This is a genomic window from Aquimarina muelleri DSM 19832 (assembly GCF_000430665.1).
Taxonomy (GTDB): Bacteria; Bacteroidota; Bacteroidia; order Flavobacteriales; family Flavobacteriaceae; genus Aquimarina; species Aquimarina muelleri.
The window spans coordinates 1-23664 of sequence record NZ_AUML01000031.1 but is presented as its reverse complement, the minus strand read 5'-3'; the positions used below and the strand labels follow the sequence as shown (position 1 = coordinate 23664).

Annotated in this window: 22 protein-coding genes; 7 read left to right on the top strand and 15 right to left on the bottom strand. The window is 30.9% G+C overall.

What is annotated here, in order from left to right:
* Positions 1–70 precede the first annotated feature (70 nt).
* The 11 genes from H527_RS0113100 to H527_RS0113050 form a co-directional block, all read right to left on the bottom strand.
* Positions 71–1471, bottom strand: a complete 1401-nt coding sequence (locus H527_RS0113100) for a TolC family protein (RefSeq protein ID WP_027413136.1) — start codon at positions 1469–1471, stop codon at positions 71–73.
* 1 nt (position 1472) lies between these two features.
* Complete coding sequence (locus H527_RS0113095; RefSeq protein ID WP_027413135.1) at positions 1473–2825, bottom strand: HlyD family secretion protein; 1353 nt, start codon at positions 2823–2825, stop codon at positions 1473–1475.
* Positions 2826–2828: 3 nt separating this feature from the next.
* Positions 2829–4499 (bottom strand): peptidase domain-containing ABC transporter, encoded by a 1671-nt coding sequence (locus H527_RS0113090; RefSeq protein WP_027413134.1) that lies wholly within the window; start codon positions 4497–4499, stop codon positions 2829–2831.
* 3 nt (positions 4500–4502) lie between these two features.
* Positions 4503–5177, bottom strand: a complete 675-nt coding sequence (locus H527_RS0113085) for a TetR/AcrR family transcriptional regulator (RefSeq protein WP_027413133.1) — start codon at positions 5175–5177, stop codon at positions 4503–4505.
* Between the two features lie 568 nt (positions 5178–5745).
* On the bottom strand, positions 5746–6582 hold the full coding sequence (locus H527_RS0113080) for a M57 family metalloprotease (RefSeq protein ID WP_027413132.1): 837 nt from the start codon (positions 6580–6582) through the stop codon (positions 5746–5748).
* A 483-nt stretch (positions 6583–7065) separates the two neighbouring features.
* Positions 7066–7341, bottom strand: a complete 276-nt coding sequence (locus tag H527_RS0113075; RefSeq protein ID WP_027413131.1) for an ATP-dependent Clp protease adaptor ClpS — start codon at positions 7339–7341, stop codon at positions 7066–7068.
* Positions 7342–7406: 65 nt separating this feature from the next.
* Positions 7407–8243, bottom strand: coding sequence for a 50S ribosomal protein L11 methyltransferase (gene prmA / locus H527_RS0113070; protein WP_027413130.1), 837 nt, complete (start codon positions 8241–8243; stop codon positions 7407–7409).
* Between the two features lie 88 nt (positions 8244–8331).
* Positions 8332–9081, bottom strand: coding sequence for a triose-phosphate isomerase (gene tpiA, locus H527_RS0113065; RefSeq protein ID WP_027413129.1), 750 nt, complete (start codon positions 9079–9081; stop codon positions 8332–8334).
* 53 nt (positions 9082–9134) lie between these two features.
* Entirely contained in the window at positions 9135–10208 is a 1074-nt protein-coding gene (locus tag H527_RS0113060; protein WP_027413128.1) for an ABC transporter permease, read from the bottom strand.
* 26 nt (positions 10209–10234) lie between these two features.
* Positions 10235–11329: a BT_3928 family protein gene (locus tag H527_RS0113055; protein WP_027413127.1), complete on the bottom strand. Its 1095-nt coding sequence runs from the start codon at positions 11327–11329 to the stop codon at positions 10235–10237.
* A 196-nt stretch (positions 11330–11525) separates the two neighbouring features.
* Positions 11526–12071: a DUF1599 domain-containing protein gene (locus tag H527_RS0113050; RefSeq protein WP_027413126.1), complete on the bottom strand. Its 546-nt coding sequence runs from the start codon at positions 12069–12071 to the stop codon at positions 11526–11528.
* A 168-nt stretch (positions 12072–12239) separates the two neighbouring features.
* Here H527_RS0113050 and folP point away from each other — a divergent pair, with 168 nt between their 5' ends.
* From folP to H527_RS22095, 3 genes are all read left to right on the top strand, one after another.
* Entirely contained in the window at positions 12240–13070 is an 831-nt protein-coding gene (folP, locus tag H527_RS0113045) for a dihydropteroate synthase (protein WP_027413125.1), read from the top strand.
* 97 nt (positions 13071–13167) lie between these two features.
* On the top strand, positions 13168–13944 hold the full coding sequence (locus H527_RS0113040; protein ID WP_027413124.1) for a diadenylate cyclase: 777 nt from the start codon (positions 13168–13170) through the stop codon (positions 13942–13944).
* Positions 13944–14726 carry a DUF3667 domain-containing protein gene (locus tag H527_RS22095; protein ID WP_051316756.1) on the top strand — a complete coding sequence of 261 codons (783 nt, stop codon included), beginning with the start codon at positions 13944–13946 and terminating at the stop codon, positions 14724–14726. The genes H527_RS0113040 and H527_RS22095 overlap by 1 nt, the downstream gene beginning before the upstream one ends.
* A gap of 14 nt (positions 14727–14740) precedes the next feature.
* Here the strand turns inward: H527_RS22095 and H527_RS0113030 are convergent, their stop codons facing one another.
* Positions 14741–16504, bottom strand: coding sequence for an ABC transporter ATP-binding protein (locus tag H527_RS0113030; RefSeq protein ID WP_027413123.1), 1764 nt, complete (start codon positions 16502–16504; stop codon positions 14741–14743).
* Entirely contained in the window at positions 16505–17251 is a 747-nt protein-coding gene (truA, locus tag H527_RS0113025) for a tRNA pseudouridine(38-40) synthase TruA (RefSeq protein WP_027413122.1), read from the bottom strand.
* A gap of 210 nt (positions 17252–17461) precedes the next feature.
* Here truA and H527_RS0113020 point away from each other — a divergent pair, with 210 nt between their 5' ends.
* The gene (locus tag H527_RS0113020) at positions 17462–17956 is read left to right on the top strand and encodes a metallophosphoesterase family protein (RefSeq protein WP_027413121.1); all 495 of its coding nucleotides are present in this window, start codon (positions 17462–17464) and stop codon (positions 17954–17956) included.
* 314 nt (positions 17957–18270) lie between these two features.
* On the opposite strand, the gene H527_RS0113015 is transcribed toward H527_RS0113020, so the two are convergent.
* Positions 18271–18681, bottom strand: a complete 411-nt coding sequence (locus H527_RS0113015; protein ID WP_027413120.1) for a DUF4293 domain-containing protein — start codon at positions 18679–18681, stop codon at positions 18271–18273.
* Between the two features lie 199 nt (positions 18682–18880).
* On the opposite strand from H527_RS0113015, the gene rho reads away from it, so the two are divergent.
* From rho to H527_RS0113000, 3 genes are all read left to right on the top strand, one after another.
* A complete protein-coding gene (gene rho, locus H527_RS0113010) occupies positions 18881–20569 on the top strand; it encodes a transcription termination factor Rho (protein ID WP_027413119.1) in 1689 nt (562 codons plus the stop codon).
* A gap of 136 nt (positions 20570–20705) precedes the next feature.
* Complete coding sequence (gene msrA / locus H527_RS0113005; protein WP_027413118.1) at positions 20706–21377, top strand: peptide-methionine (S)-S-oxide reductase MsrA; 672 nt, start codon at positions 20706–20708, stop codon at positions 21375–21377.
* Positions 21378–21862: 485 nt separating this feature from the next.
* A complete protein-coding gene (locus H527_RS0113000) occupies positions 21863–23032 on the top strand; it encodes an SH3 domain-containing protein (RefSeq protein ID WP_027413117.1) in 1170 nt (389 codons plus the stop codon).
* 352 nt (positions 23033–23384) lie between these two features.
* On the opposite strand, the gene H527_RS0112995 is transcribed toward H527_RS0113000, so the two are convergent.
* Positions 23385–23664 (bottom strand): transposase (locus H527_RS0112995; protein WP_027413116.1); only part of this gene is annotated, 280 nt, incomplete at its 5' end.

Genomic DNA, 23664 nt, shown 5'->3' with positions numbered 1-23664 from the left:
GAGGTATACTACCGAAAACATATTTTATTTTCCGAGGTAATCCTCGGAAAATAAAACTCCACAATGTGGATTAAAGATCTGCAGGATTAACAGCCAAGCTATTAAAAAGTTTGGCTTTTGTATTTAAAAATTTATTTTGGACTTCTATTTCTTTAAGCCTTGCTTCAATAAGGCTTTTTTCTCTCGAATTGATTAAAAATAAAGAGCTTTCTCCAAAACTAAACTTACGTTCTTCGGCATTAAGCAATTTATTATAATCGGATACTATATCTTTAATAAGCGTATTTTGATTTTTAAAGGATTCTAATTCTACATAAATAGCCTTAATTTTATTTTTAATCTTTAGCTCTGTAGTTACCAAATCAAATTTAGCATCTTGTAATTTATACTTTGCTAATTTTAGATTTCCTCTTTCTTTTCTTAAAAACAAGGGGAAACTAAAATTAATGCCTCCTTTATAATTTACGGTATTAAACGTCTCTGTTTCTTCTGGAGTTGTACTTAAAAAATTATATTTTAGATCGATAGTAGGTAGTAGTTTATTTGCTTTTAATCTTCTATCTACTTCCAAGCCTTCTATTTTATAGTTTAAAGATTTAAGTTTAGGATGGTTCTCTAATGTAAAAGTATGTAATTGATTGCCATTAATTTCGAGAGCATTATCTATATTATCTTCGATATTACCCTCTGGAACAACATTGGATTGTAATTCTACAGGTGTATCTTCTAACCATAAAAAATTAGACAGCACTAAAGACTTTTTTGCCAGCTTTACCTTTGCCTGCTCTAAACTAAGTTTTCTATTTTGAAAAGAGATTTTTGCTTCTACGGTATCTATAGCTGCTTTATCCCCTGCTAAAGCGCTCTGTTTAACGCCTTCAAAACGTATTTTTGCATTATTTAAAAAATTAGTATATATCTCTTTTTCTTGATATACTTGTAACCAGTCAAAATATGCTACAGAGGCATCGTATAAAATCTGGTTTACAAAAAGGTCTCTATCTGCTTTTGTTTGCTCTCTAAAGAATTTAGCTTTTCGCAAAGTTGCCATTCTATCATTTATTAATAGCCCTTTTGCTACAGATACAGAAATTCCTGCATTAAAAAGCCCATCTTCTGGAACTGTATTTTGAGGGTTTATATACTCTCCTTCATTTTGTTCGAAGCCTCCTTTAAATTCTATTCCATACCAAGTGGGAATTTTAAATGTAGCATTTAATAAATCATAATATTCTGTGCCTTTAAACTGTTTACGATCATAATCTATTTCTATTTTAGGGTCAAAACTTCCTCTGGCTTTCATAAGAGTTGCTTGTCCTATATTAATATTTAGTTCTGCTTGTTTTGCTATTGGATGGTATTTTTTTACATACCCTAAATACTCTTTAAAGTTTAGTACAATGGTATCTTTTTGTTGTGCATGAATCGATGCTATCCAAAAAAACAAACATGATATGACCAAATTTTTCATTTTATTTCTTTTCAGATTTCGCTTTTTTAGTAGTGATAGGTTGATAATAATTTGGAGGAAAGCCATTTAATTGTCTCCAAATTTCAAACCAGATCGGTACATCTTCTAATAGAGCCATGGTTGCTGCCCCAGAGCCTACTTGTATTTTTGGCCATTCATGATCATCTGGATCTGGGGCTATTAAAATTCTATATTTACCGTTATCGCTTATAAAAGTTTCTATTGCTACAATTTTACCTCCATAGGTTCCGTAAGAGACATTGGGCCATCCGCTAAATACGATTGCGGGCCATCCGTCAAATTGGACACGTATCTTTTCTCCTACATGAATTAGAGGAATATCAATAGGTTTTACATAAGTTTCTACTGCCAAATCGTATTCTGATGGCATAATATTTACTAATGGATCTCCTTCTTTAAAGGTTTCGCCAACACCAGATCGTAGTGTTTTATTAATAAACCCGCTTTGTGGAGCTTTAATATAATACATATCATTACGCATTTCGTAATTTGTATATTCATTTTCTAATTTGGTAACTTGTGCTTTAGCATCAAACTGGTTTGACTGTGCTGTAAACTTATCACTTTGTGATTTTGATATCTTATCGGTATATTCTGCCTGTACTCGATTGATTTCTACCTGCGCATTGATTATTTCATTTTTACTTGCTAACAATTTATTTTCCTGAGAAAGTAATTTTGCTTGAGTTTCCTGTAATTTCAACCTTTTTTCTTCTATATCGGTAAGAGATTTCAGTCCTTCTTTTTCTAATTGTACAATACGCTCATATTGTCGTTCTGCAATACTAATATTAGTTTTTGCTGCCTCAAAATCTATACTATCACTTTGTACTTTTAATTTAGATTGTAGGAGCTTGTTTTTTGCTTGTTGTAATTTTAAAGTTCTTTCATTCATCAGAGCATTTATCTGATTCTCTATAGCTTTTACTTTTCCTTCATAAGAGTTTACCGACATAGTTTTTGCCTCGATTTGTTGTCCTGTTCTTGCAACCAAATTAGGGTCAAAGTATTCATTCTTAATTTCTGAAATGAAAAGAATAGTATCTCCTTTATTTACAAAATCTCCTTCTTTTACATACCACTTCTCGATTCTACCTGGAATTGGGGATTGAATTGTTTGTGGTCGTTGATCTGGTTTTAATGTAGTTAAAAACCCCGCTCCTGAAATATTCTGAGTCCAGGGTAGAAACAATATAATAACCATCAAGACTGCAAATACTTTTAAAAAGCGGTTAAAATATTTATAATGCCTTTTGTGAAAAACTTTTTGAATTGCATTATAATGAGAAAGATCTACTTTCTTATTTAATGTATTATGAGATATATTCAACATAGTTTATGATTTTTCACTTATAATTTTACCTTTCTCAATATTAATAATCCTTTCGCAGCGATTTATCCATTGTTTATTTTGGCTTACAACTACTAATGCCCAAGGGTTAGAAGGATCTGTAAGAAAATCCATAATTCTATTTACCTCTATATCTCCAAATTGATCTAAAGGATCTTTTAAAAGTAATAGTTTAGGTTTTCTAACAATACTTCTAGCTAAAACAATTTTTTTAGATACGGTATGTGCCATTTGTTTTCCTTCTGGATAAAGAATAGTATTTAATCCTTGTGATTGTTCTTTCACAAATTGTATGAGCCCTACTTTTTCTAATGCCCAATACACTTCCTCGTTAGAAATTTCTTTATCCCCAAAGGTTATATTTTCTAAAATACTTCCTTCAAAAGGGGATTCTTCTGTCAAAGATTGTCCTAAATAAGATCTATAATAGTTTAAATGAATACCTTTAAGGTCTATATTGTTTATATATATACTTCCGCTATCTGGCTCTATAAGTCCAGCTATTAATCGAAGTAAGGTCGATTTACCAGAGCCATTAGGTCCTTGTATTAAGGTAGTTGATTTTTCGTTTATAGTAAGAGATATATCTTCTAATATTTTTCTTTTCCCTTCTGGAATGCTATAGGAAACATGATCTAACTCTACTGTAAAACCTTGGTCTTTCTTAAAAGGTTTTTCTCCATCTTGTGGTTCTAATTCTTTATCTACGACCTGTCCTAGTTTTTCTATAGAAGTCAAAACATCATAAAAAGATTCTAAACCAGTTATTAGTTTTTCTACTGATCCTATTACTAATAAAATGATAATCTCTGCAGCTACAAACTGTCCAATATTCATTTCTTGATTAATAACTAATATTCCTCCTATTAGCAAAAGCCCTGCTGTTACCAAAACTTTAAATCCTATCATTTGTATAAATTGGATCATCAAAATCTTAAAATGACTTTCTCTAGCGGATAAGTACTCTGTAACTAATGCATCGTTTTTTTGTAATGCAAGACTCGTTTTTCCTGAAAGTTTAAAACTAACAATAGATCTGGCAACCTCTTGAATCCAGTGTGCTACTTTATATTTACTTTTAGATTCCTTAAGACTAGTTTCTAAACCTTTTTTTGCGGTGTATTTAAAAACTACATATACTAAAAGTAGTAGTAATAATCCATAAATAATAAAAAATGGATGATAAAACGATAATAGCATTAGTCCAAAAATAATTTGCAACAAAGCTGCTGGAAAATCTACCAAAATTTTAGCAAGTCCTTTTTGAGCTGTTAGCGTATCGAAAAAACGATTTGCCAGCTCTGGCGGATAATAATTTCGTAATTCGCTCATTTTGATTTTCGGAAACCTATATGAAAATTCGAAAGAAGCTCTAGTAAATATTTTTTGTTGCACATTTTCTATAATTCGAACTTGCATTAATTGAAGTAATCCTACAAATAATACTCCAACAGTAACCAAGATTACTAAAATAATCCAAGAGGTACTAATCTGCGCTCCTTGTATTAAATTAATAATAGCTTGTATTCCTAAAGGCAATGATAAATTTACCAATCCAGCAAATATGGCATAATAAAATGTTTGAAGGATATCTTTTTTATCTAGTTTAAGAAGCCCTATTAATCTTTGCCAAGCTGTTAAAACGTTTTTGGACATAAACTATTTCTTTAAAGAGTTAAATACAAGATCAATAAAATATTTTGTAGGGGTTATTTTTTCATTACAATTAGTTAGGGACGGAAAATGTTCTTTTAAAAAGTGATGATGTAATGCTCCTTCAATAACTGTACTGGATAAACTAGAAGGATATGGATATGTGCTATCTACTTCTTTAATGATATCCTGCAATCTCACTACTAATCGTTTATAAATAGAAAAGCAACTTTCTTTATTTTCTTTATCCACTTCTTTGGTTAAATAAGGCCTAGAGTATTCATTAATTATTATTTTATTTAAAAGTACTTCATTAATATGTGTAAAAGAAGAATCCTCTTGTATAGATCTAGTAATTATTTCTATTGCTTTTTCTAGTTTTTTAGATGGTATAGAAATACTATTTGTAGCAAAAACCAATTGGTATTCTAACCATCCCCAATACCATGAAGTAAGATATAATAATAGTTTGTGTTTGTTTTCAAAATATCTATAAATAGAACTTTCATTAGAGCCTATCTTCTCTCCTAATTTCTTAAACGTAAAGCTCTCAATTCCAGTTTCATAAATCATAAGAATACTATATTCTATAATTTTTTTACCTAATACCGAAGTCTCTGGATCCTTAATATAAATCTTATCATTTATTTTAACCTTCAAGTCCTGAAGCAGATATTTCATTTAAAATATTTTATCGCAAAAATAATAGTATTACTATTGATATTTAATAGTTTAACTTTTATTTAACTAAATTAATGTTTCTTTTATACCTCTATATATTATTCATTTTATAATAAATAAATTATCGAGATATTACTAATTTAATCTATATAAAAAACAAGTTTATCATACTATACTATTACTTTTTTGAATGTCAAAACACTGAAAAGAAATAGCAACAGAAACTATCTTAATTACAGAATAGGTTTTAATAGATAATTTTAAACACATCTACTTTTCTAAGATAAATTTATTATTACAAAAGGAGAGATTCCTAATTATAAAAACTTATCAAGAACTAGAATGTTAACTAAGGATGTAAATGGAAGGACAGAAATTATTTTTAATCAATAACATTGGAGCAAGCTCACGAGGTATGTTTCTGAAAATATATTTTGTTTTTGAGGCAAGTCTCAGAGAATTAAACTCCACAATGTGAATTAAATAATTTGAAAACAAAAAAGCCATCCTTATCTAATAAAGGATGGCTTTAATAAAAAGTTCAAAGCTTGTAAAAGTTAATTAATTATTAATACAAAGTATTAATAGCTGTTCTATCAGTACTAGTAAATTCTCCGTCATCACTTGAACTAAAACAAGCAAGCATTATAGAATCTGCTCTATCAGAAGATGGAGTACCTGCAATCAATACAGCTCCTACTCCAGCAGTACCTTCATTAGAGTTTTGACCACAACTCTGACGTGATCTCCAATCTTGATGACGGAACCCTATACAGTGTCCTATTTCATGAGTCATTACATGCTCTATAACATTAGTATTATAAGCATCTGTTCCTTGGTTAATTTGAATCCACTTGTAAGCTCTTCCTCCACTAGGAAAACCTGCAGACCCTCCTCCACCAGAGGCACCATTATTATAAACTACCATATCCGCATTTGTACTAGCAGAAAAAGTAAGAGTAAAATTTAATGAAGAATTTAACGCATTATAATTGTTAACTGCCCACTGTAAACCAGTACGCATTTTACTAGTTAATGCATTACCAGAACCTGTATAACCTATTACACTAATGTTTCTATTACCACTAGATACAAGATTATTAGTTCTGTATTGCTTATTACCATTTGCAACAGCTTCTAAATCGTTAAATTTTTCTAAACCAGAAACTGGAATTGTAATATCTCCTGAAACTAAAAAGTTATCTGAACTTCCATCAGGAAAAGTTATCTTTTCTATTTTAACATCACTAGTGTTTACTCCCATATTATTCAACTTTGCAAGTTGGTCTTTTGTTGGAGTTACAGCTACTTCTTGTGGTGTTTCATTAGAAACTTCTTCTTTTTGGCAAGATGTTATGAATCCTGCTGCAATAGCACAAAGTGCTAAAAATTTGATTTTTTTCATTTTAATAAGTCGAGTTTGTGTAGTTACTAAACCAAATTATAAATTGTGTTAAGAACTTATATTTCAGTTATAAATAATTTAAAAAGCTTTGAACTTTTTTAATTTATCGGTTCGAAGATATGATATTTTTTTTAAATATTAAGTCGCTTTTTTATGTGATTCTTTAAAAATACGGTTAAACCGTATGATTAATTTAATAAAAACACTAAAACACTATTTTTTAAGCAACAAAAAAACCGATCAAATGCACAACATCTAATTATCTTATAGATGTAAAAAAAGTGTTAACGGAAGAAGAGAAAAAGGAATATAAGATGAGTGAAAAGAAATAAAAAGAAATAAAAAAGAAAGTTTTTTCTTACAAATCATAAATTTATTTCTTTTTCATTAAATACATGTTATTTACTAGTATATTTTGTAAGAATTTAATTTTTAATAAAAAAAGCCCTAAAAGGGCTGTTATTTTTATAAAAAAATTAGAAATTATACAATTTCTGCACTAAGTCCAGCTTCTAATAATTTAGAACATCTTGGTACTAGTTCTTTATAAACACCTGTCTTTACTGTACATTTTCCTTTGTAATGTACTAGCATAGCGCACTGCTCTGCTTGTAATGCTGTATGGTCACAAGAATAAATCAAGGTTTCTATAACGTGATCAAATGTGTTTACATCATCATTATATAAAACAATCTCATTATTATTTTTTTCAACAGGTTTTTCAAGAACCTCTTCTAAAACTTTTTCTTGAGTATTCATGGGGAGTAATTTTTTTAATACAAATATAATAACTTAGAGGGTTACACAAACTATTTAACATATAATTATAAAGCATAAGATACTGCTATCCAATTATTTCTACTAATATGCTCTCTAATTTTCAAATCATTTTTTTTACATTCTTCTGTAATCATACTCAGATCTTCTTTATAAAATCCACTTACAAATAAAATCCCGTTAGGCTTTAAAGATTTTGCATAAGCTTGAATATCATCAAGTAGTATATTACGGTTAATGTTTGCTATAACTACATTATATTTTCTTTCTTTTAACAAAGACACATCTCCTTCATAAGCTGTAATTTTTGTACAATCATTACGTTCTATATTTTCGACAGTATTTAAGTAACACCAATTATCTATATCGATTGCGTCTATGGATGCAGCGCCTCTCATTTCTGCTAAAATTGCTAAAATACCCGTTCCACATCCCATATCTAAAACAGTTTTATCTTTTAAATCTTCTTTTAAAAGGTGCTGAATCATCATATGCGTTGTTTCATGATGCCCAGTTCCAAAAGACATTTTAGGCTCTATAACAATATCATATTCTGTATTTGGTTTTTCGTGAAACGGTGCTCTAACACTACAAACATCATCTACTATTATGGGATTAAAATTTTTCTCCCATTCTATATTCCAGTTTATTTGCTCTATTTCTTCTACAGTATACTGTATATCAAATTCTCCAGAACTTAATACATATACTTCTTCCAGAATATCTTCATTCCATTCGTCTTTTTGAATAAATGCATTTACTCCATTTTCCGTTTCTACAAAGCTTTCAAATCCAATATACCCTAGTTCTGCTATTAATATTTCGGTTGCTGGTTGAATTGGCGAGACTTTAAAATAATATCCAATGTATTTTGTATTCGACATACTACTATTTTTATTCTTAAATATATAAGACAAAGCACCTCAACATGATGATGAGATGCTTTGTTACTTTTTTCATTCACTATTTTTGTTAGATTGCATTAGCAATTACTGCAAAGTTTTCTGCATCTAATGCTGCACCTCCTATTAACCCTCCATCTACATCTGGATTAGCAAAAATTTCTTCGGCATTATTAGGTTTTACACTTCCTCCATATAAAATAGAAACTTTATCTGCTACTTTTTCGCTAAAAGTATTTGCTATAGTTTTTCTAATAAAGGCATGCATTTCTTGCGCTTGTTCTGGCGATGCGGTTTCTCCTGTTCCTATAGCCCAAACTGGCTCATATGCCAAAATTACATTTTTCCAGTTTTCTTGTGCTATATGAAAAACTCCTTTTTTTAACTGATTTTCTACGACCGAAAAATGATTATTTTTTTTACGGTCTTCTAATTCTTCTCCAAAACAGAAAATAATTGTCATATCATGCTGTAATGCTGTATTTACTTTACTTGCCAATAATTCGTCTGTCTCTCCAAAATATGCTCTACGTTCACTATGTCCTAAGATAACAGTCTCTACTCCTATACTTTTAAGCATATCTGCAGAGATTTCGCCTGTATAAGCGCCGTTTTCTGCTTGGTGCATATTTTGCGCAGCAACAGTGATAGAAGAATCTTCTAAAATTTCTACAGCACTACCTAAATTGGTATATGTAGGTGCTACAATAATTTCTGTTTGAGAAGCGGTTAGTTTGGTTTTTAATTCTAAAAGTAAGGTTTTGGTTTCTGCCAGATTTTTATTCATTTTCCAGTTTCCGGCTACAATTTTTTTTCTCATTAATTCAAATTTTATATGTGGTTAAATGTGTGGTTACATTGATTTAGAAGTAATTAGCTTCTTATTTTAGGATCCAACCATCCATAGATGATATCAACAAATATATTAATTAGTATAAACATGGTTGCTATTACTAATACAGAACCCATTATTATTGGCAAATCTAACGTATTTAATGCATTTACAATCTCTTTTCCTAATCCGTTCCATCCAAAAATATATTCTACAAATACGGCACCTGCCAACATAGAGGCAAACCACCCTGATATTGCAGTAACCACAGGGTTTAATGAGTTTTTTAACGCATGCTTTCTTATCATCTGAGACATAGAAAGTCCTTTTGCTTTTGCGGTTCTAATGTAATCCTGGCTCATAACTTCTAATAATGAATTACGCATTAATTGAGTAACTACTGCCAGTGGGCGTATCCCTAATACAATTGCTGGAAGAATAAGGTTTTTCCATTGCACATATTTACCTTCTCCAAAATCATCAACTTCATATAAACTACCTGTCATATTTAGATTAGTATACTCTTGTAATATATAACCAAATAACCATGCAAAAATAATTGCACTAAAAAAAGAAGGTATACTCATACCTAAGATACTTACCAATTGAATTAGTTTATCCGGCCATCTGTCTTTTGTCAAAGCACTTAAAACACCTAGAAACACCCCTAAAAATATTGCAATACATATTGCAAAGACCGCAAGAATTGCTGTGTTTGGCAAAGTCTCTTTTATTACTTCACTAACTTTTTTTCCGTTTTTCTGAAAGGATTCTCTTAGGTATGGAAATTTAAGTACGGATACAACAGTACTTGTTTTAAACAAAGTAACCGCTGTATACTTTTTAGAATCATAATATGAAAAATCATCGGGTTTCAAACTATGAAATGAAAGTGGAGAAAGGTCATTTAAATAATGTAGATATTGAGAAGAAACTGGCTTGTCAAAACCATATTTTTTTCTAACATTATTTAATTGTTCTTCTGTTTCATTTTGTCCAAGCATCATCTGCGCAGGATCCCCAGGCAACAATGTAAATAATAAAAAAATTACAGTCACCACCCCTAATAAAGTAAGTAAAGTATATCCGATTTTACTAATAAGGTAACTGCTCATTTTACTATTATATTAACATTTACCCATTAAAATGATAATTTATCAGCATCATTCCAGTGTAATTTTTGTTGAATAACCCCATATTTTAATTTTAAAATTCCTGGATTAGATCGTATTACAGTTTTTAATGCTGTTTCATCTGTTGAGAAAAAATAAAAATCCAAATCATACTTAGCTCTTACATCAGAAATATCTTTACTTCCAGAAGCTGTAAGTCCTATTACTGTAAATCCTTGAGATTTTGCTTTGTCTGTTACTTCTTTAATAGCAGTAAAACCTTCATCCTCACTTTTAGATAAGTTATACGCAACTATCATTAGAAGTTTTTCCTTTTTAAGAAGTTCTACTGTATAATCATTACCATCTTTTTCGATTGCAAAATCATGAATAGCAGGCTCATACCCTTCTTTCAACTCTTCGGTTTCTACGTTTATAAATTCTCCTTCTACCTTAGGATAATCCCCGCTGGTTGTTATGATTTTTTCTTCTCCATTAATATCAAACTTCCAATGATACGCAAACTCAGCTTTTGGCGCTCCTTCAGGAACCTCCATACCTTTTAACATATCTGTTCCTTCTTTATATGCTCTAAAATCAAACACGGGTAAATACATTAAAACATAATATGCAAAACCTAAACATAGAGTAAAAGAAACAAAAACAACCCATTTATGTACTGCTATTGGGTGTACGGGTGTAATAAACTTTCTTCCAAAAAACAATACTAAAATTAAAGCTAGCAGAATTAAATCTTTGGTAAAAGACTCCCATGGTGTTAATGGCAAAGCATCACCAAAACACCCACAATCTGTAACTTTATTAAAATATGCAGAATAAAATGTTAGAAAAGTAAAAAATACTATCATTAACAAAAGAGACCAAACTGTAAATTTGGGGAGATACCCTAGTATTAATGTAATCCCAAGTATAATTTCAAAAATCACTAAAAAAACAGCTATGAGTAATGCATATGGAATAAGAAATTCTAAATTAAGCACCCCTTCCCCGAAGTATTCCTGAAGTTTATATGAAAAGCCAAGTGGATCATTTAATTTAATAAATCCCGAAAATAAAAAAAGTGCAGCAACAAATATCCTACAGAAAGTAACTAATATTTTCATCTGTTCTATTTTAATGTTTTTAATTGTTATACTTCTACTTGGTTCAATATAAGAAGTACTAAACTCGCCATTTAGCTTTTTGATTAATACCTTTTCAATTATTAATACTCATTTAATACTCTTATTATAATTTTAATTTGCACAAGATAACATGGTTTAAATATTGTTACTTTTAGTTTAACAGTATTTTATGCTTCTACTTATTTGCTTCTCCAAGATGAATCATAGCAAATACTGCATAATTAATCATATCCTGATAGTTTGCATCTATCCCTTCACTTACCAGAGTTTCTCCTTTATTATCTTCAATTTGTTTTACTCTAAGTAATTTCTGAATAATTAAATCTGTAAGCGAACTTACACGCATATCACGCCAAGCTTCTCCATAATCATGATTTTTATTCATCATTAGCGTTTTCGTTATATCGATATGTTTATTATATAATTCTGTAATTTCTTCTGGAGACAAATCAGGCTGTGTCGCAACTCCTTTTTCAAGTTGTATCAATGCCATAATACTATAATTAATAATACCTATAAATTCTGAAACCTCTCCTTCATCTACCTTACGAATCTCATTTTCTTGCAAACCACGAATACGTTGTGCTTTAATAAAAATCTGATCGGTTAATGATGGTAATCTTAATATTCGCCATGCACTACCATAGTCTTTCATTTTGTTGATAAATAAGTCCCGACATATAGTAATTACCGCATCATATTGTATAGACGTATCTTGCATAAAATTGTTGGATTTTGCGTAAATTTCGCTTTAATATGGGAATTAAAAAAATGGAAGCCAAAAATTAATTCTATTAGAGTTTTAAAACTCTTTATTATTTATTAAAAAAAAGAAAATAATAACACTGTATAATGGATCTTAAATTTGACTTAAAAAATACTCTAAGTAATGACTATCAATTGTAACGGTTCTTTAATTAATTTATCTACTCCAAAAGTAATGGGTATACTAAATCTAACTCCAGACTCTTTTTATGACGGAGGTAAATATAAAAACGAAAATGAGATTTTAAAACAAACAGAACTCATGCTTAAAGATGGCGCTACTTTTATAGACATAGGAGCATATTCTTCAAGACCTGGAGCAGATCATATTTCTATTGAAGAAGAGAAAAAAAGAATCCTACCTATAGTATCTTTATTACTCGATAAGTTTCCTGAAATTTTAGTATCTATAGATACCTTTAGAAGTGAAATCGCAAAATTATGTATTGAAACTGGGGCAACATTAATAAACGATATTTCTTCAGGAGATCTAGACGATAAAATGTTACCAACCATAGGCGAACTAAAAGTACCTTATATCATGATGCATATGAAAGGGACTCCAAAAACTATGAAAACATTAGATCAATATGATAAACTAATTATAGAAATTAACACCTTTTTTGCAAAGAAAGTAGCCGATGCCAAAAAATGTGGTATAAATGACATTATTATAGATCCCGGATTTGGATTTGCTAAAAACACATTGCAAAATTTTGAAATCTTAAAATACTTAATTCTTCTGGAATCTCATAACCTACCTATTCTAGCAGGACTTTCTAGAAAATCAATGGTCTACAAAATACTAAACAATACCCCTCAAGAAGCTTTAAACGGAACTACAGCTTTAAATACTATTGCTTTACTCAATGGGGCATCTATCCTAAGAGTGCATGATGTTAAAGAAGCAATGGAATGCATTACTTTAGTTAATACATATAATCAAGTAGATTAATCGTTGTTTTAGTTTATATTTTAAGGGATAGAGAACTAATATCAATTAAACATCAAAATTTCACTAATTTTTCTATTTTTACAAAAACATTAGGCATTTGGACTTAATCAATCTTAGAATACTAGACATACTTGATATTGTACTCGTTGCCTTTTTATTGTATTCCATCTATAAATTAGTTAAAGGGACTGCTGCAATTAACATCTTTATAGGTATCGTTATTATTTATTTAGTTTGGAAACTTACTCAGTTTCTGGCTATGGAGATGCTTAGTAGTGTCTTAGGAGAATTCATTGGAGTTGGAATGTTTGCTTTAATCGTCGTTTTTCAACAAGAAATACGAAAATTCCTATTAATGATTGGCTCTACTAATTTTGGGAGGAGGCGTCAATTTTTAAGGCAATTAAAATTTATTCGAGACAATCCTGAAGATACCATTACTAACATAAAGGCAATTATAAATGCCTGTATCGAAATGAGGAAAACTCATACTGGAGCGCTAATTATAATTAAAAGAACTACATCTTTAGATTTTGTAAAAACATCTGGAGACTCTATGGACATTCGTATAAATAGCCCAATTATTGAGAGTATCTTTTACAAAAACAGTCCGCTTCATGATGGGGCTATGATTATTGAAGATAACCATATTGTAGCCACCAGAGCTATTTTACCAGTTACAAATGATAACAACATTCCTTTACGTTTTGGTTTACGACATCGAGCAGCTGTAGGGATTAGTGAAAAAACAGATGCACTAGCTTTAGTAGTAAGCGAAGAGACTGGCAGATTATCTTATATCAAAAATGGAGAATTCGTTATCTTTAAAACAGAAGAAGAACTTATAGAGAAAATTAAAAAGGATTTAGCTTAATGAGTGATTTAATCACTATTACTAACTGCAAGAATTGCGGAAACCAAATAGAAACTTATAATTTTTGCCCTAGTTGTGGGGTTAAAAAAATCACCAATCGAATAACTTTTAAGAATCTTGTTTCTGAGTTTGTGGATCGTTTTTTTAATTTGGATAACTCTTTTATCAAAACATTTATTCATTTATTTACCAAACCTGACGAAGTTATCGATGGATATATACATGGACTAAGAAAGCGTTATGTAAATGCTTTTGGGTATTTTGCTATCTCTATAACTATTACAGGGTTCTATGCTTTTTTAGTAAAGGACAGACTCAAGGAAATCATAAAGTTTGGCAATTTTTCTGAACAACAAGCAAAGATGCAGAGTTCCCTATTTGATTCTACTTTTCAGCATCAATCTATCATAAGTTTTTTATTGATTCCGTTACTAGCTATATTATCCCGATTGGTTTTTTTGAATTATAAAAAATATAATCTAACAGAGCATTTTGTAATCTATTTATACGCCTACTCCCATATAGTAGGAACAATGGCATTAGTATTATTACCGCTAATGTTTATAGTGAACGACTTTATAATTATTATGTTGATACAATTTCCTGTATATATTTTTTATATGGCATACGTTTTAAAGAAGCTTTATCAGATTAGTGTAAAGAAAATTATGATCAAAACACTTCTATTTCTTATATATGTATCCATATTGTACATTATTACAATCATACTAGCTACTGCACTGATGATCATGTCGGGTACAATCTCGATTCCATCCAAATAAGAATAACAAACTGTTTATTCCATCACATCAGTAAATTGTACTTCGTAAAGATTTTTATAATATCCATTTGTAATTTCCAGTAATTCGTTATGACTACCTTGTTCTACAATTTTACCCTGATCCATTACAATAATCTTATCGGCATTCCTAATAGTTGCTAATCTATGTGCAATAACTATAGATGTTCTACCTCTAGTAATCTTATTGGTTGCATCTTGTATTAATTCTTCGCTATAAGAATCTATGGAAGATGTTGCTTCATCCAGTACCAAAATTCCTGGATTGGTTACATAAGCTCTTAAAAAAGAGATTAATTGTCGCTGCCCAGAGGAAAGCATAGCACCTCTTTCTTTTACATTATAATGATATCCATTAGGAAGGCTATTTATAAAATCGTGAATCCCTATTTCTTTTGCTACTTGATGTACTTTTTCTTCAGGAATATCGGGGTTATTTAATGTTATATTATTAAGAATAGTATCTGCAAATAAAAATACATCCTGAAGCACAACAGCTATGTGATTTCGTAGCGATTTTAGATCAATAGACTCGATATCAACATCATCTACAGAAATCACTCCGCTATCTATTTCATAAAACCTATTCAATAAATTAATAATTGTAGATTTTCCTGCACCTGTAGCTCCAACTATCGCTACTGTCTCTCCTGCATTAACCGTAAATGAAACTCCTTTTAGAATTTCTTCATCTTCAATATAACTAAATCGCACATTATCGAAAGTTATTTTACCTTTTACATTCTCTAATAATATATCTCCTTTATTCTCAATTTTAGAATCTATATCCAAAATAGCAAATACCCGATTAGCAGCAACCATACCCATTTGCAAAGAGTTAAACTTATCCGCTATTTGTCGTAAAGGTCTAAAAAGCATTTGTGATAACTCTATAAAAGCAATAACTACCCCCAATGTAATCACATCGCCTTGTGCTGCCTTAAGTCCCCCAAACCAAACTATTAATCCTATAGCTATAGAACTAGACATTTCTGCAATTGGAAAAAATATAGAATTATACCAAACCGTTTTTATCCAACCTTTTTTATGCTTTTCATTAATTTCTTTAAAAGTAGCATATTCTGTTTCTTCTCTTGTAAACAATTGAACAATCTTCATACCTGTAATACGCTCCTGAACAAAAGAATTTAAATTAGACACTTGGGTTCTAACTTCTTCAAAAGCAATCTTCATTTTTTTCTGAAAAACTCTTGTAGCGTACAAAACAAATGGCAATACAATCAGAACTAACAAGGTAAGTTGCCAACTTTGGTATAACATATACCCCAAAATGACTACCATTTTCAGCAAATCACTAATAATCATAAATAATCCCTGACTAAAAATACTTGCTATCGTTTCAATATCACTGACTGCTCTAGTCACTAATCTACCTACTGCCGATTTATCATAATATTGTTTTTTAAAACCTAGCATGTGCTTAAATAGCTTTATTCTAATATCCCGAATAACTTCTTGTCCGAGTAAATTGGCAAAATAGATAAATAAAAATTGTGAGATAACTTCCAAAAGCAAAACACCCAACATTGAACTTATAAAGAAAACCAAAAGTTCATTATCCTTAGGAATAATAGTTTTATCTATCGCTTGTTGCAACAAATAAGGTCTTAAAACAGAAAATGCAGACAATAATATAGCTGAAAAACAGACAAAATAAAAAATGAACTTATAGGGGTTAGTATACCCAATCAATCTTCTAAAAAGCTTAAAATCAAAAGCATTACCGCTCTTTTCTGCCATCTATTTTATATATATTATTTCAGGATATTCTATAGCTGTCAAATAAAGTCCGTGAGCAGGAACAGAGTATCCTGCTTTACTTCGGTCCTCGCTTTTAAGAATCGCCACTAATCCCTCGTTATTTAACTTATGTTCTCCTATTTCAATAAGTGTTCCTACAATTGCTCTTACCATATTTCTTAAAAAACGATTTGCAGAAATCTTAAAAATTAATTGATCACCATTCTTTTCCCAAACGGCGTTTGTAATAGTACAATTATACGTTTTTACATCGGTTTTAGATTTACTGAAACATTTAAAATTAATGTAGTTTAACAGTATCTTAGCTCCTTCATTCATTGCCTCTACATCTAATGACTTCTTAAAATAGTATGATTTACAAATACTAAAAGGATCTTTAACAAAACATATATGATATTCATATGATCTACTAATTGCATCAAAACGAGCATGAGCATTTTCTTGCACAGGATACACTTTTTTAATTGCAATTTCAGATGGCAAAATAGCATTAAGCTTATATTGAAGCTCTTCTGTATTTAAAGAGAGTTCATAATCAAAATGAGCCATAATTTGCTTTGCATGAACACCAGTATCTGTTCTGCCCGCCCCTATTACAACTATGCTATTTCTTAATACCGTAGATAAAGATTCTTCAAGAACCTCTTGAACCGAAATTGCATTAGGCTGTTTCTGCCAACCATGATATGGCGTACCATTATATGAAAGTTCTAAAAAATATCTCATTATATATTCTAATACACTAAAAAAAAGGAAGTTTTGCTATAAATATTTTATTACATCAAGCTCCCCTTATTCCATCACTTTTTCAGTACAATACTTTACTTTTGCATAAAACTAAGCGCAAATATACTTTATAAAATATAGATCGAAGTTATAATTTGTATTCAGTTTTCTTTATCATTCATTATATAACTCGTTATTATTATTTCAATTTTGAAAAAAATACTTTTACTTAGTGACACCCACAGCTACATAGATCAACGTATTTTACATTATGTAAAAGAAGCTGATGAAGTATGGCACGCAGGAGATATTGGAGACCTTAAAGTAACCGATGCTATCGAAGCAATAAAACCTATTCGCGCTGTGTATGGAAATATCGATGATGATAAAGCAAGAGTAACCTATCCTTTAAATCTAAGATTTGTATGTGAAGGAGTTTCCGTCTGGATAACCCACATTGGAGGATACCCCCCAAAATACAATATAAATACCAGAGACGAGATTAAAGCCAACCCTCCACAATTATTTATTTGTGGACATTCACATATTCTCAAAGTTATTCCGGATAAAAAAAATGGAGTATTACATATGAATCCAGGAGCAGCAGGAACACATGGGTTTCATAAAGTAAGAACAATGTTACGATTTACTTTAGATTCTGGAAAAATCGAAAACCTTGAGGTCATTGAGTTAGGAAAAAAATAACAAAATCTACTAATTATACGATTTACGAATAAAAATCTCGCATATAATCGCATTCTTTTTCTACTATATTTTCTTCATAAAATGAAACAATAGCTATGACTATTCTTTAATTTGATTCATCAATCTAGCGAAAAACCTTTGCAATTATTTATACGCAATTCTCATCCGTAAATCGTATTACAAGTCAATTATCGTGAGACTTTCATTTCAAGGCAACTTTCAAAGAAGCAAACTCTCAAAATATGAATTAAAAATAAAACCCGGAGTTGGCATACTCCGGGTTTTAACGCACTAATACTACTAAGATTTTAGGTTTATCGTAATCGATCTACTGATTTTACAAGATTCTCATCCTTTTTAATAGCCTTATTGGCCATTACTAATAAAACGATAGAAATAACAGGAATGATCATCCCAATACCTTTCTCAGAAACATAAGTCTCTCCAGATACCGTTAGTGACCAATAAACAAATACTCCTAGTAAAATAAAGTTTAATAAGATATTGATACGCCCCAATACAAATTGAAGCTTTCTATTTTTAAATAAAAAAACCGAAATTAAAGATAATACTGCAGATCCCAAAAACATTCCTAAAAGAAATGGTTCTGTTTTTACATAAAGAGCTACTGCATTTTTATCTAACCCATAAGGCAAGTACATACTCACTCCTGCCGATACTACAGCAGTCAAAATTAAATATACGGTTTGAATTCTTTGTAACATTATATTTTTTCCTTGTGAAAAAGCAAAAATAAGAGTTTCTTTTTACAAATATGTGTAAATAATTAAAAATAAAGTTGTATAATTGCATCACAAAACATGTAACCTTCTCAAATAAGGTTGCTTACCTTCAAAATAAAATTTTCCTAGAATTCTTCTTTTGAAAATTTATACCTAAACGTAAATTATATAACAAATTTAAATGTTAGAGATTTCTGAATTAAAAGCAAAAAAGCTTCCTGAATTGCAAGATATTGCAAAAAACCTTAATGTACCTAAATATCGTACATTAAAAAAATTAGACTTAGTATACCAAATATTAGATTACCAAGCAGCAAATCCTAATAAGGTAAAAGAAGTGATTAAAGAAGATTCTTCAGAAAAAACACCTTCTGAAAAACCAAAACCTAATATCCGCCCAAGAAGACCTCGTGCCGCAAAACCAGAAGGAGCTACAATCCCTACAAAAAAGGAAGCAAAAGCACCTCAAGAACGCAAAAAAGAGGTACCCGAACCCGTTGTAACAAAGGAGGAAAATGTAGCTAAGAGCAATGAAAATAGCGACAAAACTAAACCTCTTCACAACAAAGAAGATAAAAAAGATAACCGAAATAGAGGTAACGACAAGCCTCAACAAAATAAATCCAGAAACACCAACAACAACCCTAATAAAAAAGATAGCGGAAATCGTGGCGACAACGGAAACAGGGATAACGGGAATAGAGATCACGGAAACAGAGACAATAGAAATAGGTACAAAGAACCTGATTTCGAATTTGATGCTATAATCGAAAGCGAAGGCGTTCTTGACATCATGCAAGATGGTTATGGCTTTTTAAGGTCTAGTGACTATAATTACCTTTCTTCTCCAGATGATATATATGTATCACAATCGCAAATCCGTCTTTTCGGGTTAAAAACCGGAGACACCGTATTAGGACAAGTAAGACCTCCTAAAGAAGGAGAAAAATACTTTCCGCTTATTAAAGTAAACAAAATTAATGGTCTTGACCCACAAGTGGTTCGAGACAGAGTCTCTTTTGAACACCTAACTCCATTATTTCCTCAGGAAAAATTCAATATTGCCGAAAGACAAAGTACAATATCCACAAGAATCATGGACCTGTTCGCTCCTATCGGTAAAGGACAACGTGGTATGATTGTATCACAACCTAAAACAGGAAAAACCATGCTACTTAAGGATGTTGCTAATGCAATTGCAGCAAACCATCCAGAAGTATACCAAATGATCCTTCTAATCGATGAAAGACCAGAAGAGGTTACCGATATGCAACGAAATGTAAAAGGAGAAGTTGTTGCCTCAACTTTTGACAAAGAAGCTAACGAACATGTAAAAGTTGCTAATATTGTTCTTGAAAAAGCAAAAAGACTAGTAGAATGTGGTCATGATGTTGTGATCCTATTAGACTCTATAACCCGTTTAGCAAGAGCATACAATACCGTGCAACCTGCCTCTGGAAAAATATTGAGTGGTGGTGTAGATGCTAACGCCTTACATAAACCAAAACGTTTTTTTGGAGCAGCCCGTAATATTGAAAACGGAGGTTCTCTTACTATAATAGCAACAGCTTTAACGGAAACGGGATCGAAAATGGACGAGGTAATCTTTGAAGAATTCAAAGGTACTGGTAACATGGAACTTCAATTAGATCGTAAAATTTCAAATCGTCGTATTTTTCCAGCTATCGACCTTACATCCTCAAGCACACGTCGTGATGACCTACTACTTGACGATACCACAATTCAAAGAATGTGGGTAATGCGTAAATACCTTGCAGACATGAACCCAGTAGAAGCAATGGAATTCATCAATGATCGTTTTAAACAAACTAAAAACAACGATGAGTTTCTTATTTCTATGAATGGATAAGATCTTAAAACAAGATAAATAATTAAAAAAGGTATGGCTGTCCGTTTGGACAGCCATACCTTTTTTAATTATTTTCAACACACAATATGAAAGTTTATTATAAAAAAAGAGACCAAACACATAAACATAAACCATTATGAAGAATACATTATATATATTATGGAGCGTAATTTTATTGTTTTCTAGCTGCCAAAGCAATAGTCAATCCAATAACAAAGACCAGAAACAAGCAAAAATTAAAAACATCACTCCTGTACAAGTAAAATCAATAAATAACTTAGAAAGAGCCTATTTTGCCAGCGGGTGTTTTTGGTGCGTAGAAGCTATTTACGAAAGCGTAAAAGGTGTTAAAGAATCTGTTTCTGGCTATTCTGGCGGACACACCCAAAACCCCACATACCAAACAAGTAACACAGGAAGAACAGGTCATGCAGAAGCCGTAGAAATTACCTATGACCCAAAAATCATATCTTTTTCTACTTTAGTAGACATATACTTTGGATCTCAAAATCCTACACAAATTGATGGACAAGGGCCAGATAACGGATCACAATACAGATCTATTATTTTCTATCAAAATGAAAAACAAAGAAAAATAATAGAAGAAAAGAAAGAAACTCTATCTAAAAAATTAAATAAAAGAATTGCCGCAGAGATATTACCTTTTCAAAAATTCTGGAAAGGAGAAGCGTACCATCAAGATTATGAAAAGCGCAACCCAAACAACCCATACATACAAAACATATCTAAACCAAGATTAAAAAGATTTCAAGCTAAATTTCCTAATCTCATAAAAGAAATACATTAAACATAATATACACGTATCTTCGCACCATCCCCCAGCCTTGTAACCCTTAACTTACAAAACCGACTCAGTACTTTAAAAACTTAAATTAAATCGGTTATAACAGCAAAAAAAATCGTTAAAAAACACAAATTGAAGAAAATAAATCAATATTTTTAGATAAATAAAATGAAAACAAGTTGTGTTTTTCATATTAAAACATTACTTTTGAGTCTGATTTAATGGTTTTCTTTTCAGTAATTTAATGAAAAACGCTGAAGCTTTAGTACAGCAAAAGCACTTCAAACAACTGAAAACAAAGAGATTAAATAATTAAATCACTCTTAAAAAAAGTGCTTTTTAAGTCATTTATTTAAATGTTTCAAAAAGCAGAATTAGAATAAAAAACTTTTTTTAAGACCAAATTTTAATAAAAATTATATTTTTTTATAAATTTAAACTAAGAAAATAACAAGAATTATAACCCAATCTACTTAAAAACAAGCGATATGAAGTCTATTTTTACATTTATTGTGCTTTTGGTGATTACCTTCTCGTCTGCTCATGCTCAAGATGGGCAATACTTAATGTCTTCTAATAAATTAGAAGTTAGAAGTGGTCCCGGCCTACAATTTAACACCATTGCCGAAGTTCCTCAAGGAACTCAGGTATACGTAATGAGTTCCAACTATGGAGACTGGAGTGCTATACAGTACAAAAGTATGAACGGTTTTGTGATTACAAAATACCTAACCGAAGACAGCCGAATTGCAGATGCAGAAAGAGCTGAAAAAGAAGCAGCAGCAAAAAGAGAAGCTGCTAAACAAGCTGCGGCACAAGCAATCGCCCAAGCTGAAGCGGCAAAAAGAGCTGCAGAAGAAGCGGCAAGAAAAGCAATTGCTAATGCAGAACGCTTAAAAAGAGAAGCTGAAGCAGTAGCAGCAAAAGCAATTGCAGACGCTGAAGCTGCATCTAAATCTAAAGATGCCGCTGCAAGAAGAGCTTTAGCCGATACTGAAGAAACAAGAAGAGCTGTCGAAGAAGCTAACAAAAGAGCTGCCAGAGGTGGTGATTTAGCATCTACACCGATAGAATCTACAACTCCTTCTTACGGATCATCTTCTAAAAACACTAGCACAGCTTCCAATACTAGTTCTCCTAGATCTACTTCTATTGAAGTATCTAGAGAAGACAAATATTCTAGCTGGGAGAAAAAAACATATAAATCTGGTGCTACTCCAACATCATTTAACTTTAAAGGTAAGTTTGACTACAAGTTAGACAACTACTTAAAAATAAAAGTTGGAAAAAACACAGAAGTAGTAGTTAAGATGTACAAAATGGGTAAAACCAAAGCTGACGATGAACTAGTACGTGTAACTTACATCAACTCTAATACCACACAGTTTATCAGAAACATCCCTGAAGGGGAGTATTTTCTTAAAATTGCTTACGGTATAGACTGGAGAGAAACTATCGTAGATGGTAAGAAATATGGTACTTTTACTAAAAATGCTTTATATGAAGAAAGTCAATCTGTACTAAACTTCAATACAGTTAAAACGTCTAAAGGTATTAATGTACCTTCTTACAACTTAGCATTAGACCTTACCAGTGGTGGTTACACTAATGGTGGAGATCAAGACAACATTACTGCTAATAAATTTAATGAAGACTAAAATACACATTTAATCACCAAAAAATAAATGTAATTTATAAAAAACCTGAGACTCGAAAGAGAATCTCAGGTTTTTCTTTTTTACATATTTTATATTATTTTCAATAAACAAATCCTATAAATACATTAAGAAGACAACTTTTAAAGCTTGTATTAAAACATATTTAAAAGCTTTATAACAAACCCTCTTTCCCATTCAAGAAACCTCTATAAAGAGAATTTAATACTATTTATCTCGCATTATCACCCAAACCTAAATGACAACCTTAAGTCCTTAATTTAAAAAACTGTAAATTAATTGATTTCTAAGGAAGGAAGTTCCTTTTCTTTTAACCTGAGTTCGACGTAAGGATTTAACAGAAAAGAGTCAATTGTTCAGATTTTTGTGTTTCAAATTTGATACTTGGTTTCTTTTCTTGAAAGGAGTATGCTATTAGACTAGCCACTAAATTAGTGATGAAATTTCCAAAACTTCTGTGTCTGGAATGTTCAGCTTGAGCGATGTTTTTAAGTTGATCATTGATAGTTTCTATAACTGATCTTTTGCGAAGCAATATTTTATCTCTTAGTGTCATTAATACATTTTTCATATTGTTTCTAATACCTGTTACTAGGTGTAAGCCTTGATCAAAG

Bases quoted from the DNA above. Each gene is read 5' to 3' on its own strand.
- msrA (WP_027413118.1), top strand. From the start codon at position 20,706: ATGAAGAATACATTATATATATTATGGAGCGTAATTTTATTGTTTTCT.
- H527_RS22095 (WP_051316756.1), top strand. From the start codon at position 13,944: ATGAGTGATTTAATCACTATTACTAACTGCAAGAATTGCGGAAACCAA.
- H527_RS0113060 (WP_027413128.1), bottom strand. From the start codon at position 10,208: ATGAGCAGTTACCTTATTAGTAAAATCGGATATACTTTACTTACTTTA.
- H527_RS0113075 (WP_027413131.1), bottom strand. From the start codon at position 7,341: ATGAATACTCAAGAAAAAGTTTTAGAAGAGGTTCTTGAAAAACCTGTT.
- H527_RS0113100 (WP_027413136.1), bottom strand. From the start codon at position 1,471: ATGAAAAATTTGGTCATATCATGTTTGTTTTTTTGGATAGCATCGATT.
- H527_RS0113015 (WP_027413120.1), bottom strand. From the start codon at position 18,681: ATGTTACAAAGAATTCAAACCGTATATTTAATTTTGACTGCTGTAGTA.
- H527_RS0113000 (WP_027413117.1), top strand. From the start codon at position 21,863: ATGAAGTCTATTTTTACATTTATTGTGCTTTTGGTGATTACCTTCTCG.
- H527_RS0113080 (WP_027413132.1), bottom strand. From the start codon at position 6,582: ATGAAAAAAATCAAATTTTTAGCACTTTGTGCTATTGCAGCAGGATTC.
- tpiA (WP_027413129.1), bottom strand. From the start codon at position 9,081: ATGAGAAAAAAAATTGTAGCCGGAAACTGGAAAATGAATAAAAATCTG.
- H527_RS0113050 (WP_027413126.1), bottom strand. From the start codon at position 12,071: ATGCAAGATACGTCTATACAATATGATGCGGTAATTACTATATGTCGG.
- truA (WP_027413122.1), bottom strand. From the start codon at position 17,251: ATGAGATATTTTTTAGAACTTTCATATAATGGTACGCCATATCATGGT.
- H527_RS0113055 (WP_027413127.1), bottom strand. From the start codon at position 11,329: ATGAAAATATTAGTTACTTTCTGTAGGATATTTGTTGCTGCACTTTTT.
- folP (WP_027413125.1), top strand. From the start codon at position 12,240: ATGACTATCAATTGTAACGGTTCTTTAATTAATTTATCTACTCCAAAA.
- H527_RS0113090 (WP_027413134.1), bottom strand. From the start codon at position 4,499: ATGTCCAAAAACGTTTTAACAGCTTGGCAAAGATTAATAGGGCTTCTT.
- H527_RS0113030 (WP_027413123.1), bottom strand. From the start codon at position 16,504: ATGGCAGAAAAGAGCGGTAATGCTTTTGATTTTAAGCTTTTTAGAAGA.
- H527_RS0113095 (WP_027413135.1), bottom strand. From the start codon at position 2,825: ATGTTGAATATATCTCATAATACATTAAATAAGAAAGTAGATCTTTCT.
- prmA (WP_027413130.1), bottom strand. From the start codon at position 8,243: ATGTCGAATACAAAATACATTGGATATTATTTTAAAGTCTCGCCAATT.
- rho (WP_027413119.1), top strand. From the start codon at position 18,881: ATGTTAGAGATTTCTGAATTAAAAGCAAAAAAGCTTCCTGAATTGCAA.
- H527_RS0113085 (WP_027413133.1), bottom strand. From the start codon at position 5,177: ATGAAATATCTGCTTCAGGACTTGAAGGTTAAAATAAATGATAAGATT.